Source organism: Streptomyces sp. NBC_01306 (genome assembly GCF_026340465.1).
In the GTDB taxonomy this organism is placed as follows: Bacteria; Actinomycetota; Actinomycetes; order Streptomycetales; family Streptomycetaceae; genus Streptomyces.
This window is the reverse complement of sequence record NZ_JAPEPC010000001.1, coordinates 5,939,591-5,953,154: the sequence shown is the minus strand read 5'-3', so window position 1 is coordinate 5,953,154 and position 13,564 is coordinate 5,939,591. Positions and strand designations below refer to the sequence as shown.

The window sequence follows — 13,564 nt, the reverse complement described above, 5'->3', positions numbered from 1 at the left end:
TGCTCAGTTCAGTGGGCGAAGCCCCAGTCGAGCATCTTGGTGGCGTCGCCGAAGCGGGAGGCGTCGTCCTTGTCCTTGAGGATCGCGCCGACCAGGGTGCGGTTGTCCCGCTTGGCGGCGAAGACGAAGCAGTAGCCGTCCTCGGGGCCGCTGCCGGTCTTGACGCCCAGGGCGCCGTCGTACGTGCCCAGCAGCTCGTTGGTGGTGTTCCAGGTGTAGTACCGGGTGTGGCCGTTGGCCGCCGGGGCCTCGGTCTTGAACTGCTTTTCGTTCACGATGTCGGCGAACACCGGCTGCAGCATCGCGCGCTGGCCGAGCTTGGCCAGGTCGCGGGCGGTGCTGTGGTTGTTGCCGTGCGAGATGCCGTCGAAGGTGTCGAAGTGCGTGCCGGTGAGGCCGAGTTGCTGAGCCTCGGCGTTCATCTGGCTCACGAAGTCCGCGATCCGGGCATCCTGGGTGGCCCCGGAGCCGAGGTTGTCGGCCAGGGCCATCGCGGCGTCGTCACCGGACGGGAGCAGCATGGCGTGCATCAGCTGCTCGACGGTCAGCGTGTCACCGGTCTGGAGGTCGGCGGTGCTGCCGCCGACCTGCTGGACGTAGTCCCGGTATTCCTGCTTCACCGTGATCTGATGGTTCAGCCACTCCGGGTGCTTGAGCACCACCAGGGCGGTCATGATCTTGGTGGTGCTGGCCATCGGGACGCTCTCGTCGGCCTTGGCCCCGGCCCACATCTCCCGCTCCTGGCTGCCGTCGCGGGCATCCAGCAGGAAGGCGTGATCGGCGCTGATCTGCGGACCGGCCTGATCCTTGGCGACCTGAGCGTCGGCGGCCCTGACGGCGTGCTGCGCCGGCTGCGACTGCTGCTGCACGTGCTGGTTCTGGCCGGCCGGGGTGGTGGCCTCGCTGCCCTGCGCGCCGTTGTCGTCGGCGGAGTGCGTGGCACCGGGGGTGGCCGCCTCGGCGAGGCCACCGGCGGCGAGCGGCAGAGCGGCTCCGACCAGTGCGACCATCGCGATCCGGACTCCGGTGCGGTGGATCCGGTTGGGGCGGGCGTGGGAACCCATGGGCGTCCCTTCTTCCGGCGTGGGGACGCCGGTATGTAGGAAAAACATCAGTGCATATCGAACCTACTTGCGTGATGTCAGCGACTGTCAAGCCGGCTATGTCATAGCCCGGTAACGAGGTTCACCCCTGTGGAGATGTTGCGCAGGTGACTGGTGGGGCCTGTGAGGTTGCTCGCCCGCGGTGCCCGGCCGACCCCTCTGGGCTACCGGGGCCACCGGTGCCCGCCCGCCCCGCACCGGCCGCCAACCCCCGCCTGTCCAGCCCGTTCTGCCGGCCGGGCGACCAATGCGCCCGGAGGTCAGGACAGCGCGGCCCGTACGAGCGTGAGATCGGCGTCGGACGCCAGCCCGGCGTGGTACAGCCGCAGTTCGGTCGCTCCGAGCCCGGCGGCGCGGGCCGCGTCCTGCGCCAGGGTGGCCGGGCTGCCACCCATGCCGGAGACGACGGTGAGGTTGGCCGCGAGCACCGTGCGGTCCGTGCGGTGCACGGCGAAGGGGGCCAGCAGGCTGGGACCGCCGGTGCAGGGCACGACCACCCCGTCGGCGACGCCGAGGATGTGCTCGGGGTCGACGCCCGCGTTCGCCCCGCAGTGGTGGGCGGCCGGGTCGGCGTGCAGCAGCACCTGGAAGCCGGAGGGCGCCGCGGCCCGTACCGCGGCGACGGCCTGCTCCTGGAGCGTCCGGGCGGTCCGGGTGCGCCACTGGAGCACGGCGGCGGCGGTACCGGCCCCGAGCAGCTTCTCGATCGCGGAGCTGCCCGCATCGGAGGATCCGGTGGACCACCCCGGCTCCAGCGCCCGGCGTACGGCCGCGCTCAACTCGTCGGCGTCCAGGCCGAGTCCGCCGTACCCCTCCGCGCAGACCGGGCAGAAGCAGAGCGACATCAGGTACTGGCCCGCGTCGCCGAGCCCCACTCCGGCGATCTTGTCGTGGGCGTGCAGATGGGCGAGGCCGTACCAGCCGAGCGACTCCAGTTCGGTGCCGTGCGCCCCGGGACGCACCGCGGCCTCGGCGGCCAGCTCGGTGAGGTAGGCACGGGTGGCGGGCTGGGCGATACAGGGCGCCCAGGGGTAGCGGTCCCCGTAGGCGTTGACCACCGAAGTGCCGGGGTGCTCGGTGCCCAGGCGGGAGTTGTGCGCCAGGACCACCCAGGTGTGGACTTCCAGGCCGGCGGCGGCCAGCGCTGCCGCTGCCTCTCCGTACGGGTCGGGGGTGGGGGCCCAGGGCCCTGCCGCGTACGGGCGCAGCTCCCGCCCGGCCCACCGCTCCGGGGACGGCGGGTAGAGGACGGACGCGTGTCCTGCGGTGACGATCCGGTGCCGGGGATGACGCGGTGTCAGGGCGCGGGTCGAGTGGTAGGCGGAGGCGAGGGTGACCTGCTGGACGCCGAGGTCCGCGATGCGGGCCGGGGCTTGCGGGTCGCCGACGACGTCCCAGGGATAGAGGAAGGCCGAGGTCTTCACGCCCGCTCCCCCGCACCCGCCGCGCCCGCCGGGACGGCCAGTGCCGCGCGGCCCCGCTCGATGATGGCGGCGAGCTGTGCGATGTGCTCGGGGGTGGGCTCACCGAGCGGCGGGCGGACCTCGCCGACATCCAGTCCGCCGAGCCGCACCCCGGCCTTGATCAGCGACACCGCGTACCCGCGCCGCTGGTTGCGCAGCTCGACGAGCGGCCGGTAGAAGGCGTCGAGCAGCCGGTTCACCGTCGCGTCGTCACCGGAGCGCAGCGCGCGGTAGAAGGCGAGCGCGATGTCCGGGGCGAAGCAGAAGACCGCTGACGAGTAGAGCGTGACGCCGATGGCGCGGTAGGAGAGCGCGGTGAGTTCGGCGGTGGGGAGCCCGTTGAAGTAGAGGAAGTCCCGGCCGGGCAGCTCGGTGCGGACCGCGCTGATGATGCGCTGCATCAGGTCGAGGTCGCCGTGCCCGTCCTTGAGCCCGATGATCCCGTCGACCCGGGCGAGGGCCACGACCGTCTCGGGCGTGAACACCGCGTTGTCGCGCTGGTAGACGATGATGTCGAGCGTGGTGGCCGCCGCGAGCGCCGTGTAGTGGCGGACGAGACCGTCCTGGCCCGCCGTGACGAGGTACGGCGGCATGGCGAGGAGCCCGTCGGCGCCCGCCTCCTGCGCGGTCCTGGCGAACTGGACGGCGAGCGCCGTGCCGTATCCGGCGCCGGCGACGACCGGCACCCGGCCCGCGCTCACCTCGACCGCGGCGGCGACGGCCGCGCCGAACTCCTCCGGGCCGAGGGCGTGGAACTCGCCCGTGCCGCAGCAGGCGAAGACCGCGGCCGCGCCGGAGTCGATGCCGCTGCGCACATGCGCCCGGAAGGCATCGAGGTCGACGGCGCCGTCCGGCCCGTACGGAGTCACGGGGAAGAACAGCAGACCATCAAGTCGGCCGGCGAGCGGGGCTGAGGACACGGGCGCTCCCTGGGGCATCCAGTCGTGCACAGTTCCGCGTGCACAATTCTGATCAGTGTCTATATTTCTGAACATTGCCACGCTAAGCCAGCGGCGCCGGGGCGGTCAAGACGAGAAACGCCACCACAGAAGCAGAATCCGCACCCCCGCGCGGCACTTGACGGGGCTCCCGGGCCTTCATAGCTTGTCCCTGCACTTGTCCATACATGTGAATGTCATCCACCCATAGACATGCGATGGCTGTGCGACCCATCCGTCGTCGCGGTCGGCCGGTCCATCCCGCCCGCACGGCCGGCCGGTTCCGATTCACCGAGGAGAGACCCGCTCATGCCCGCTCCCCGCACCATCCTGCTCACCGGAGCCGCCGGAGGCCTCGGCACCCTGATGCGGGGCCTGTTGCCCGCGTACGGCTATGAGCTGCGCCTCTTCGATGCCGTACCGGTCGAGGGCGAACCCGCGGCGATCACCGCGGACCTGGCCGACAAGGAGGCGCTGCGCGAGGCGGTGCGGGGAGTCGACGCCGTCATCCATCTCGCCGGTATCTCCCTCGAATCGTCCTTCGACAAGATCCTCCGGGCCAACATCGAGGGCACGTACAACCTCTACGAGGCGGCCCGCGAGGCGGGCACCGGACGGATCGTCTTCGCCTCGTCCAACCACGCGGTGGGCTACACCCCGAGCCCGGGGAGCCGGGTCCCGGCCGCCCCGGGCACGTTGATCCCGGTCGACACCCCGCGCAGGCCGGACACGTACTACGGGCTCTCCAAGTGCTTCGGGGAGGATCTGGCGCAGCTGTACTGGGACAAGTTCGGCCAGGAGACGGTGTCCGTCCGGATCGGCTCCTGCTTCGCCGAGCCGACGTCCGTCCGGATGCTCTCCGTCTGGATGAGCCCGCAGGACGGCGCGCGGCTCTTCCACGCGGCCCTGACCGCCGACGGCGTCGGCCACTCGGTGGTCTACGGCTCTTCGGCCAACACCCGTATCTGGTGGGACCTCTCGTCGGCGCGGGCGCTGGGGTACGAGCCGCAGGACGACTCCGAGCCGTACGCGGCTGAGCTCATCGCCGAACAGGGCGAGCTCGACCCGGCGAACCCGGCCCACTCCCACCTCGGCGGACCGTTCCTCACCGACCCGCCGATCTGGCCGCGCTGACCGGCCCGCGCCGGTCAACCGCACAGCGGGCGCCCGCATCCGGGCAGTGAACGGGCCCGTCCGTACGCCGGACGGGCCTTTGTCATGCCCGGACGGGCACGCCACCCCAGGTGGGTGCGGTGTCACCCTTCATGGAAACGGGCAGAAACGGGCGTGATCAGGCCCGTTCCTGCCCTGTTCACACCAGCGGGGCGGCTGTACAAATCTCCACACGGCCGGCGCCCCACTCGGCCGGCCGAATCCGAGGAGGTCCAGTGTCAGTGAGCGCGGAGCAGCGCCGGAGGGAGATCGTCCGGTCCGCCCGGAAAGCGGGCTCGGTCGATGTCACCGAGCTGTCCGCACGGCTGGGCGTGGCCAAGGAGACCGTGCGCCGCGATCTGCGCGCGCTGGAGGACCACGGGCTGGTGCGGCGGACGCACGGCGGCGCCTACCCGGTGGAGAGCGCGGGCTTCGAGACCACCCTGGACTTCCGGACGACGATGCACGTACCGGAGAAGCGGCGGATCGCCGAGGCGGCGGCCCAGCTGCTCGGCGACGCCGAAACGGTCTTCATCGACGAGGGGTTCACCCCGCAGCTGATCGCCGAATGCCTGCCGCACGACCGCCCGCTGACCGTGGTCACCGCCTCCCTGGTGACGGCGGGGGCACTGGCGCTGGCCGAGCGCACGACGGTCCTGCTGCTCGGCGGCCGGCTGCGCTCGGGCACCCTGGCCACCGTCGACCACTGGACGACCCGGATGCTGTCCGGGTTCGTCATCGACCTGGCTTTCATCGGTGCCAACGGGATCTCCCGCGAACACGGTCTGACCACCCCCGACCCGGCGGTCGGCGAGGTCAAGGCACAGGCGGTCAGGGCCGCCAGGCGCCGGGTGTTCGCCGGGAACCACACCAAGTTCGGTGCGTCGAGCTTCTGCCGGTTCGCCCATGTCACCGACTTCGAAACCATCGTCACCAGCACCCTGCTGCCCGCGCCCGAGGCACACCGCTACTCCCTGCTGGGACCGCAGGTCATCCGAGTCTGAGCCCGGCCGGTCCACGCAAAAACCCACCCGAGGAGCGATCCATGCGAAGCCCGAGCCGACGGAGGCCGCGCGCACTGCTCGCGCAGGCCGCATCGGGGGCGCTGCTCATCAGCCTGTCCGGCTGCTGGACCGGCGCCGGAGGAAGCGGGTCCGGCGGGGACTCGATCAATGTGCTGATGGTCAACAACCCGCAGATGACGGAGTTGCAGAAGCTCACCGCCGCCCACTTCACCCGCGAGACGGGCATCAAGGTGAACTTCACCGTGCTGCCCGAGAACGACGTACGCGACAAGATCAGCCAGGACTTCGCCAACCAGGCGGGCCAGTACGACGTCGCGACGCTGAGCAACTACGAGATCCCGATCTACGCCAGGAACGGCTGGCTGCACGACCTCGGCCCGTACACGGCCAAGGACACCGCGTTCGACCAGAAGGACATCCTGCCCGCGCTGCGGCAATCGCTCACCGGGGACGACAAGAAGCTCTACGGCGAGCCCTTCTACGGCGAGTCGTCCATGCTGATGTACCGCAAGGACGTCTTCGCGCAGAAGCACCTGACCATGCCCGCCCACCCCACCTGGCAGCAGGTCGCCGATCTGGCCGCTAAGGCCGACGGCGCGAAACCGGGGATGAAGGGCATCTGTCTGCGCGGCCTGCCCGGCTGGGGCGAGCTGATCGCGCCGCTGACCACCGTGGTCAACACCTTCGGCGGGACCTGGTTCGACAAGGACTGGAAGGCCCGGCTCGATGCCCCCGCCTTCAAGCAGGCCGTCAACTTCTACGTCCAACTGGTGCGTCAGCACGGCGAGTCGGGGGCCGCGCAGTCCGGGTTCGCCGAGTGCCTCAACGACCTCACCCAGTCGAAGACCGCCATGTGGTACGACGCGACCTCCGCCGCCGGCTCGCTGGAGTCGGCCAAGTCCCCGGTCAAGGGCAAGATCGGCTACGCACCCGCGCCGGTCGAGAAGACGGACAACTCCGGGTGGCTCTACACCTGGGCCTGGGGCATCCAGAAGACCTCCCGCAACCCGGACAAGGCCTGGAAGTTCATCTCCTGGGCTTCGGGCAAGCAGTACGAGCAGCTCGTCGGCAAGGAGACCGGCTGGTCCGACGCCCCGGCCGGGAAACGCGCGTCCACCTACGCCGACCCCTCCTACCGCAAGGCGTCCGCCGCGTTCGGGGACGTCACGCTCAACGCCATCAGAAGTGCCAAGCCCGGCAACCCGGGGGTCCAGCCGCGCCCCGCGCCCGGAATCCAGTTCGTCGGCATCCCCGAGTTCACGGACCTCGGCACCAAGGTCTCCCAGGAGATCAGCGCCGCCATCGCCGGGCGCAAGTCCGTCGATTCGGCCATCGCCGCATCCCAGCGGCTCGCCGCGAAGATCGCGAAGGAGTACGAGGGACGATGACAGCCACCACCGCTCCGGCCGCGGTCCGCGCGGCGTCCCCTCCCGGTCCAACAGCCCCGCCGGGCAGCCGGCTGCGCGCCTGGGCCACCCGGGCCCCGCTGCTGCCGGCTCTGATCTTCATGATCGTGGTCACCCAACTGCCCTTCGTGGCAACCGTGGTGATCTCCTTCTTCAACTGGAACGCGCTCTATCCGAAGGCCCGGCACTTCACCGGTTTCGCCAACTACTCCGATGTGCTCACCGACCCGGATCTGCGCAAGTCGGTCCTCACCACGGTGCTGCTGACGGTCGCTGTGGTGCTCGTCAGCCTGGTGCTCGGGCTCGTCCTCGCGCTGCTGCTCGACCGCCGCTTCAAGGGCCGTGGGTTCGTCCGTACGCTGCTGATCGCGCCGTTCCTGCTGGTCCCGGTGGCGGCCGCGCTGCTCTGGAAGCATGTGCTCTACAACCCGGAGTACGGGCTCTTCAACGGGCTGCTGCACTGGGTGGGCGGCGGGGGCGCGCCGCAGCCCGACTGGGTGTCGAACACCCCGCTGCTCGCGGTCGAGGCGGCGCTGATCTGGCAGTGGACGCCGTTCATGATGCTGATCCTGCTGGCCGGGCTGCAGAGCCGCTCACCGGAGCTGATCGAGGCGGCGCGGATCGACGGCGCGGGCAGCTGGCAGATCTTTCGCCATCTGACGCTGCCCCATCTGCGGCGCTATCTGGAACTGGGCGCGCTGCTCGGCTCGATCTACATCGTGCAGAACTTCGACGCCGTCTTCACCATCACCTCGGGCGGCCTGGGCACGGCGAACCTTCCGTACACCGTCTACCAGGCCTTCTACCAGGCGCACGAGAACGGTCTGGCGTCCGCCGCCGGGGTCCTGGTCGTCATCGGCACGATCATCATCGCGACCTTCGCGCTCCGCGTGGTCTCGTCCCTCTTCAGCGAGGAGGCATCACGCGCATGAAATCCGCAGACACGGCGGCGCCCCGGGGCGCCGCCCGTACCGGGGGCGCACTGCTGGGCCTGACGGCCTGGCTCGCCGGGATCCTCTTCTTCCTGCCGATCGCGTGGATGGCGCTGACCTCCTTCCACGCGGAGACCGACGCGGCCACCAACCCGCCGTCGCTCGCCGCCTCGCTCACCCTGGACGGCTACCGCGACTTCTTCGGCGCGGGCGGCGGCGCGAGCCCCTGGCCCGCGCTGGCCAACTCGGCCGTGGCCTCGGTCGTCTCGACGCTCTGTGTGCTGGTGCTTGCGCTGCCCGCCGCGTACGCGCTCTCGATCCGGCCGGTGAAGAAGTGGACCGACGTCCTGTTCTTCTTCCTCTCCACGAAGATGCTCCCGGTGGTCGCCGGGCTGCTGCCGGTCTATCTGTTCGCCAAGAACACCGGGATGCTCGACAACATCTGGATGCTGGTCATCCTCTACACCTCGATGAACCTGCCGATCGCGGTGTGGATGATGCAGTCCTTCCTGGCGGAGGTGCCGGTGGCGGTCATCGAGGCGGCGCGGGTCGACGGCGCCAGGCTGCCGGTGATCCTCACCCGGATCGTCGCCCCGATCTCCATGCCGGGAATCGCCGCCACCGCGCTGATCTGCTTCATCTTCAGCTGGAACGAGCTGCTGTTCGCGCGGGTGCTCACGGGCGTCGTCGCCGAGACCGCGCCCGTCTTCCTGACCGGCTTCATCACCAGCCAGGGCCTGTTCCTGGCGAAGGTGTGCGCCGCGTCGCTCGTCGTCTCCCTGCCGGTGCTCGCCGCGGGGTTCGCCGCCCAGGACAAGCTGGTCCAGGGCCTTTCGCTGGGAGCCGTGAAATGAAGGCCGCCATCATCGAAGCCGTCGGCAAGGTCGGGTACGGGGAGGTGCCGGACCCCACCCCGGGGCCGCGCGACGTGATCGTCGAAGTGGCCGCGTGCGGGCTGTGCGGCACCGATCTGCACATCCTCCAGGGCGAGTTCGCACCCACCCTGCCGGTGGTGCCCGGCCATGAGTTCGCGGGGACGGTCGTGGCGCTGGGCTCCGATGTCACCTCGCTGGCCGCGGGCGACCGGGTGGCCGTGGACCCGTCCCTGTACTGCTTCGAGTGCCGCTACTGCCGTCTCGGCCACAACAACATGTGCGAGAAGTGGGCGGCGATCGGGGTGACCACCGCGGGCGGCGCCGCCGAGTACGCGGTGGCGCCCGCCGCCAACTGCGTGAAACTGCCCGACCACGTACGGACCGAGGACGCGGCCCTGATCGAACCGCTGTCCTGCGCGGTACGCGGCTACGACGTGCTGAACAGCCGGCTCGGCTCGCATGTGCTGATCTACGGCTCCGGGACGATGGGGCTGATGATGCTGGAGCTGGCCAAGCGGACCGGCGCGGCCAGTGTGGACATGGTCGACATCAACGAGGAGCGGCTCACCACCGCCCGCGCCCTGGGCTGCTCCGCCGCGGCGGGCGGCGCGGACGAGCTGGACCGGGCCGGGCGGGGCTGGGACGTGGTCATCGACGCGACCGGCAACGCGGCCGCGATCCAGGACGGTCTGGGGCGGGTGGCGAAGGCCGGGACGTATCTGCAGTTCGGTGTCGCCGACTACGCGACCCGGGCGACGATCGACCCGTACCGGATCTACAACCAGGAGATCACGATCACCGGTTCGATGGCGGTGCTGCACAGCTACGAGCGGGCGGCCGAACTGTTCGCCGCCGGGGTGCTGGACCCGGCGGTCTTCATCAGCGACCGGCTTCCGCTGGAGAGCTATCCGGCGGCGCTGGACCGCTTCAAGGCGGGCATCGGCCGGAAGATCGTGGTGCTGCCGGGGAAGTGACCCGGGAGCGGAGGAACGTACGGGGCTTGCCTTACGGGTGGAGGCCCGGGAGCCCGGGACGGCCGTCGGAGAGCCGGGAAAGATTCAAGGAACCGTAAAGCCCTGCCGCTCGTTCCTCCGGACATGACCGTAATGACCCCAGGCTCGAACATCCCGCTCCCGATCTCCCGCGTCGCGGTGGATGTGGCGGCTCCGGTGCGGCTCGACGTGTCGGGCCTGCTGCTCACCGCCGACGGCAAGGTGCGCTCGGACGACGACTTCATCTTCTACAACCAGCCGTCGGGCCCCGGCGTCGGCCACCGCTCCGGCGGCGGTTCGGCGCCGGACGCGATCGTGGTGGACACGGCGGCCGTCCCCGCGGGCATCGAAAAGATCGTGATCACCGCGAGCCCGGACGCGGCGGGCCAGACGTTCCAGGGCATCGAGCCGACGGCCACCGTCCGCTCGGCCGACGACGGCAGCGTCCTGGCGTCCTTCACCCCGCCCCGGCTCGGCACCGAGACCGCGCTGGTGATCGTGGAGATCTACCTCCGCAACGGCGCGTGGAAGGTGCGCGCCGTGGGCCAGGGGTATGCGAACGGCCTGGCCGGTATCGCGACGGACTTCGGTGTGTCGGTCGAGGAGCCGGCCGCACCGGCGGCCGCACCGGCACCCGCCGCGGCCCCGGCGGCCCCGCCGATGCCGGCCGCGCCGCCGGTGGATCCCCGGGTCGCCGTCGCTGCCCCGCCGGCACCCCCCGCCGCGCCCCCGGCCCCGCCCGCCGGCACCGGGCGGATCAATCTGGACAAGGGCCGGGTCAGCCTCCGGAAGAACCAGACGGTCTCGCTGGTCAAGGGCGGCAAGCCGCTGCTGTCCCGGGTGAAGATGGGCCTCGGCTGGGAGCCCGCCGTCCGTGGCAAGGACATCGACCTCGACGCCTCGGTCATGGCCTTCGGCCCGCAGCGCGACCACATCGACAGCTGCTACTTCGGCAAGCTCTCGATCCTCGACGGCGCGGTCAAGCACTCCGGCGACAACCTCACGGGCGAGGGCGCGGGCGACGACGAGGTGATCGTGGTCGACCTCGGCCGGGTCCCCGCCGAGGCCACCGCCCTGTTCTTCACGGTCAACTCCTTCACCGGCCAGAAGTTCACCGAGGTGACCAAGGCGTACTGCAGGCTGATCGACGCGGCGAGCGGGGAAGAGCTGGTGCGGTTCGACCTGACCGGCGCCGAGCCGCAGACGGGGGTGCTGATGGCCAAGCTGATCAGGCAGTTCTCGGGCGAGTGGGAGATGACGGCGGTGGGCGACTTCGTGAAGTCCCGCACGGTCCGGGGCATGGTCAAGCCCGCGGCGAAGGCCCTGTAGCGGCGGGGCCCCGCACCTGCGTCACTGGCGGTAGCCGGCCAGGAAGCGGCCGATCCGGCTGATCGCCGCGTCCAGGTCGTCGGCGTGCGGCAGCGTCAGGATCCGGAAGTGGTCGGGGCGCGGCCAGTTGAAGCCGGTGCCCTGCACCACCTGGATCTTCTCCCGGAGCAGCAGGTCCAGGACGAACTTCTCGTCGTCGTGGATCCGGTGGACCTTCGGGTCGAGCCGGGGGAACGCGTAGAGCGCGCCCTTCGGCTTCACACAGGAGACGCCCGGGATCTCGTTGAGCTTCTCCCACGCCCTGTCGCGCTGCTCATGCAGGCGGCCGCCAGGCGCCGTCAGATCCCTGATGGACTGGCGGCCGCCCAGCGCGGCCTGAATGGCGTACTGGGCAGGGGCGTTGGCGCACAGCCGCATGGAGGCGAGCATCATCAGCCCCTCCAGATAGCTCTTCGCGTGCTGCTTGGGCCCGGTGACGACCAGCCAGCCGGACCGGAAGCCCGCGACGCGGTACGACTTGGACAGACCGCTGAAGGTGAGGACGACCAGATCGGGTGCGAGGGCGGCGGCCGAGTGGTGGACGGCGTCGTCGTAGACGATCTGGTCGTAGATCTCGTCGGCGAAGACCATCAGGCCGTGGCGGCGGGCGAGATCGAGGACGCCCTCGACGATCTCACGCGGATACACCGCGCCGGTGGGGTTGTTGGGGTTGATGATCACCACGGCCTTGGTACGGTCGGTGATCTTCGAGGCCATGTCGTCGAGGTCCGGGTACCAGTCCGCCGACTCGTCGCACAGATAGTGCACCGCCCGCCCGCCGGCCAGCGTGGTGACGGCCGTCCAGAGCGGGAAGTCGGGCGCCGGGATGAGAATCTCGTCCCCGTCCTCCAGGAGCGCCTGGACCGCCATCGAGATGAGTTCGGAGACCCCGTTGCCGAGGAAGACGTCATCGACGGTGACATCGGGCAGCCCGCGCGCCTGGTAGCGCTGGGCCACGGCACGCCGCGCCGAGAGAATGCCCCGCGAGTCCGTGTAGCCGTGCGCCTGGGGCAGCATCCTGATCATGTCCTGGACGATCTCCTCCGGCGCCTCGAAACCGAAGAGCGCGGGGTTACCGGTGTTCAGGCGCAGCACACTGTGCCCGGCTTCCTCCAGTGCGTTGGCCTGCTCGATCACCGGGCCCCGGATCTCGTAGCAGACCTCACTCAATTTGTTCGACTGGCGGAACTCCATGCCGTGGCCCTCCCAGGTCTCACTTGCTTCACTTGGTTTTACCAAGTAGCAGCTTGGAAAGTCCAACTTTCTGTCTAGACTGCGGTACATGCCACGCCGAAGTTACGACCAGTACTGCGCCGCCGCCCGCGCGCTCGACGCCGTCGGAGACCGCTGGACCCTGCTGATCGTCCGCGAACTCCTGGCGGGCCCGCGCCGCTACACCGACCTCCACGCCGATCTGCCGGGCGTGAGCACCGACGTGCTGGCCTCACGGCTCAAGGACATGGAGCGTGAGGGTCTTGCGACCCGGCGCAGGCTGCCGCCGCCCGCGCCCGCCTCCGTGTACGAGCTGACGGCGCGGGGGGCCGCACTGCTGCCCGTTCTCACCGCGCTGGCCGACTGGGGCAGCCCCGCACTGGCCGAGCGGCGGCCGACGGACGCCCTGCGCGCACACTGGTTCGCCATTCCGCTGGCCCGGCATCTGGCCGGGCTCGGCCCCGGCGTGGTCGAGGTCCGGATGGACGAGGGCGTGTTCCATGTCCGCACCGACGGCGGCGAGCCGCTCTACGGCGACGGCCCCGCCGAGCACCCGGGTGTCCGGCTCACCCTGGACGCCGGCACCTGCATCGCCGTCAGCGACGGCAGCCTCCCGCTCGACCACGCGATCCAGGACGGCCGCGCGAAGCTCGAAACCCTGCCGGCCGGTGCTCAGCACGGCGCGCCGCACGAAGTACCGGCCGGGGTGCGCGAAGGCGCCGAGGTGACCCGCGTCGCACCACCGGGAGGCAACCCCGCGGGCCCGAACTCCGTCCCCGTAAAGGCCCGTTAAGGCCGCCGAACGCCTTACCGGCCGGTACCAGTGACGGACAACACGTCCTTTCCCGGAACACGTGACCGATACCACGCGCAGATGAGGGTTAACTGTCAGTGGCAGGCCGTAGCCTTGTTCGTATGCCCACCACCCCTTCCGCCTCCCAGGCCAACGACGCCATCCGCAGGCTCGTCGATGCCCAGAAGACGGACGGCGAGTGGCCTTCGGAGGACTACGAAATCCTGCTGCTGGAGTGGGCGGCCGCGATACAGGGCGGCATCGAGCCCGCGGCCTAGGACCGGCCGGTCCAGCCGTTCGAATCC

General features: G+C 70.4%; 13 protein-coding genes. 9 read left to right on the top strand and 4 right to left on the bottom strand.

Going from position 1 to position 13,564, the window contains the following annotated elements; translation table 11 throughout:
* Nucleotides 1-8: 8 nt before the first annotated feature.
* From OG385_RS26235 to OG385_RS26225, 3 genes are all read right to left on the bottom strand, one after another.
* On the bottom strand, nucleotides 9-1,064 hold the full coding sequence (locus OG385_RS26235; protein WP_266858217.1) for a D-alanyl-D-alanine carboxypeptidase family protein: 1,056 nt from the start codon (nucleotides 1,062-1,064) through the stop codon (nucleotides 9-11).
* A gap of 299 nt (nucleotides 1,065-1,363) precedes the next feature.
* Nucleotides 1,364-2,527: a hypothetical protein gene (locus OG385_RS26230; RefSeq protein WP_266858215.1), complete on the bottom strand. Its 1,164-nt coding sequence runs from the start codon at nucleotides 2,525-2,527 to the stop codon at nucleotides 1,364-1,366.
* Nucleotides 2,524-3,486, bottom strand: coding sequence for a 5-dehydro-4-deoxyglucarate dehydratase (locus tag OG385_RS26225; protein WP_266858213.1), 963 nt, complete (start codon nucleotides 3,484-3,486; stop codon nucleotides 2,524-2,526). Before OG385_RS26225 ends, OG385_RS26230 begins: the two co-directional genes overlap by 4 nt.
* A gap of 327 nt (nucleotides 3,487-3,813) precedes the next feature.
* On the opposite strand from OG385_RS26225, the gene OG385_RS26220 reads away from it, so the two are divergent.
* The 7 genes from OG385_RS26220 (at nucleotide 3,814) to OG385_RS26190 (ending at nucleotide 11,215) form a co-directional block, all read left to right on the top strand.
* The gene (locus tag OG385_RS26220; RefSeq protein WP_266858211.1) at nucleotides 3,814-4,638 is read left to right on the top strand and encodes an NAD(P)-dependent oxidoreductase; all 825 of its coding nucleotides are present in this window, start codon (nucleotides 3,814-3,816) and stop codon (nucleotides 4,636-4,638) included.
* A 260-nt stretch (nucleotides 4,639-4,898) separates the two neighbouring features.
* Nucleotides 4,899-5,660, top strand: a complete 762-nt coding sequence (locus OG385_RS26215) for a DeoR/GlpR family DNA-binding transcription regulator (RefSeq protein WP_266861172.1) — start codon at nucleotides 4,899-4,901, stop codon at nucleotides 5,658-5,660.
* Nucleotides 5,661-5,701: 41 nt separating this feature from the next.
* A complete protein-coding gene (locus OG385_RS26210) occupies nucleotides 5,702-7,069 on the top strand; it encodes a sugar ABC transporter substrate-binding protein (RefSeq protein ID WP_266858209.1) in 1,368 nt (455 codons plus the stop codon).
* Complete coding sequence (locus OG385_RS26205) at nucleotides 7,066-8,019, top strand: carbohydrate ABC transporter permease (protein WP_266858207.1); 954 nt, start codon at nucleotides 7,066-7,068, stop codon at nucleotides 8,017-8,019. Before OG385_RS26210 ends, OG385_RS26205 begins: the two co-directional genes overlap by 4 nt.
* Entirely contained in the window at nucleotides 8,016-8,873 is an 858-nt protein-coding gene (locus OG385_RS26200; RefSeq protein ID WP_266858205.1) for a carbohydrate ABC transporter permease, read from the top strand. The genes OG385_RS26205 and OG385_RS26200 overlap by 4 nt, the downstream gene beginning before the upstream one ends.
* Nucleotides 8,870-9,868 (top strand): zinc-dependent alcohol dehydrogenase family protein, encoded by a 999-nt coding sequence (locus OG385_RS26195; RefSeq protein ID WP_266858203.1) that lies wholly within the window; start codon nucleotides 8,870-8,872, stop codon nucleotides 9,866-9,868. Before OG385_RS26200 ends, OG385_RS26195 begins: the two co-directional genes overlap by 4 nt.
* Before the next feature lie 123 nt (nucleotides 9,869-9,991).
* The gene (locus tag OG385_RS26190; RefSeq protein WP_266858201.1) at nucleotides 9,992-11,215 is read left to right on the top strand and encodes a TerD family protein; all 1,224 of its coding nucleotides are present in this window, start codon (nucleotides 9,992-9,994) and stop codon (nucleotides 11,213-11,215) included.
* A gap of 21 nt (nucleotides 11,216-11,236) precedes the next feature.
* On the opposite strand, the gene OG385_RS26185 is transcribed toward OG385_RS26190, so the two are convergent.
* Nucleotides 11,237-12,448, bottom strand: a complete 1,212-nt coding sequence (locus OG385_RS26185) for a pyridoxal phosphate-dependent aminotransferase (protein ID WP_266858200.1) — start codon at nucleotides 12,446-12,448, stop codon at nucleotides 11,237-11,239.
* A gap of 88 nt (nucleotides 12,449-12,536) precedes the next feature.
* Here OG385_RS26185 and OG385_RS26180 point away from each other — a divergent pair, with 88 nt between their 5' ends.
* Together OG385_RS26180 and OG385_RS26175 are read left to right on the top strand one after the other, a co-directional pair.
* Nucleotides 12,537-13,259, top strand: a complete 723-nt coding sequence (locus tag OG385_RS26180) for a helix-turn-helix domain-containing protein (RefSeq protein WP_266858198.1) — start codon at nucleotides 12,537-12,539, stop codon at nucleotides 13,257-13,259.
* Between the two features lie 122 nt (nucleotides 13,260-13,381).
* A complete protein-coding gene (locus OG385_RS26175) occupies nucleotides 13,382-13,537 on the top strand; it encodes a hypothetical protein (RefSeq protein ID WP_266858196.1) in 156 nt (51 codons plus the stop codon).
* The last annotated feature ends 27 nt before the right edge of the window (nucleotides 13,538-13,564 follow it).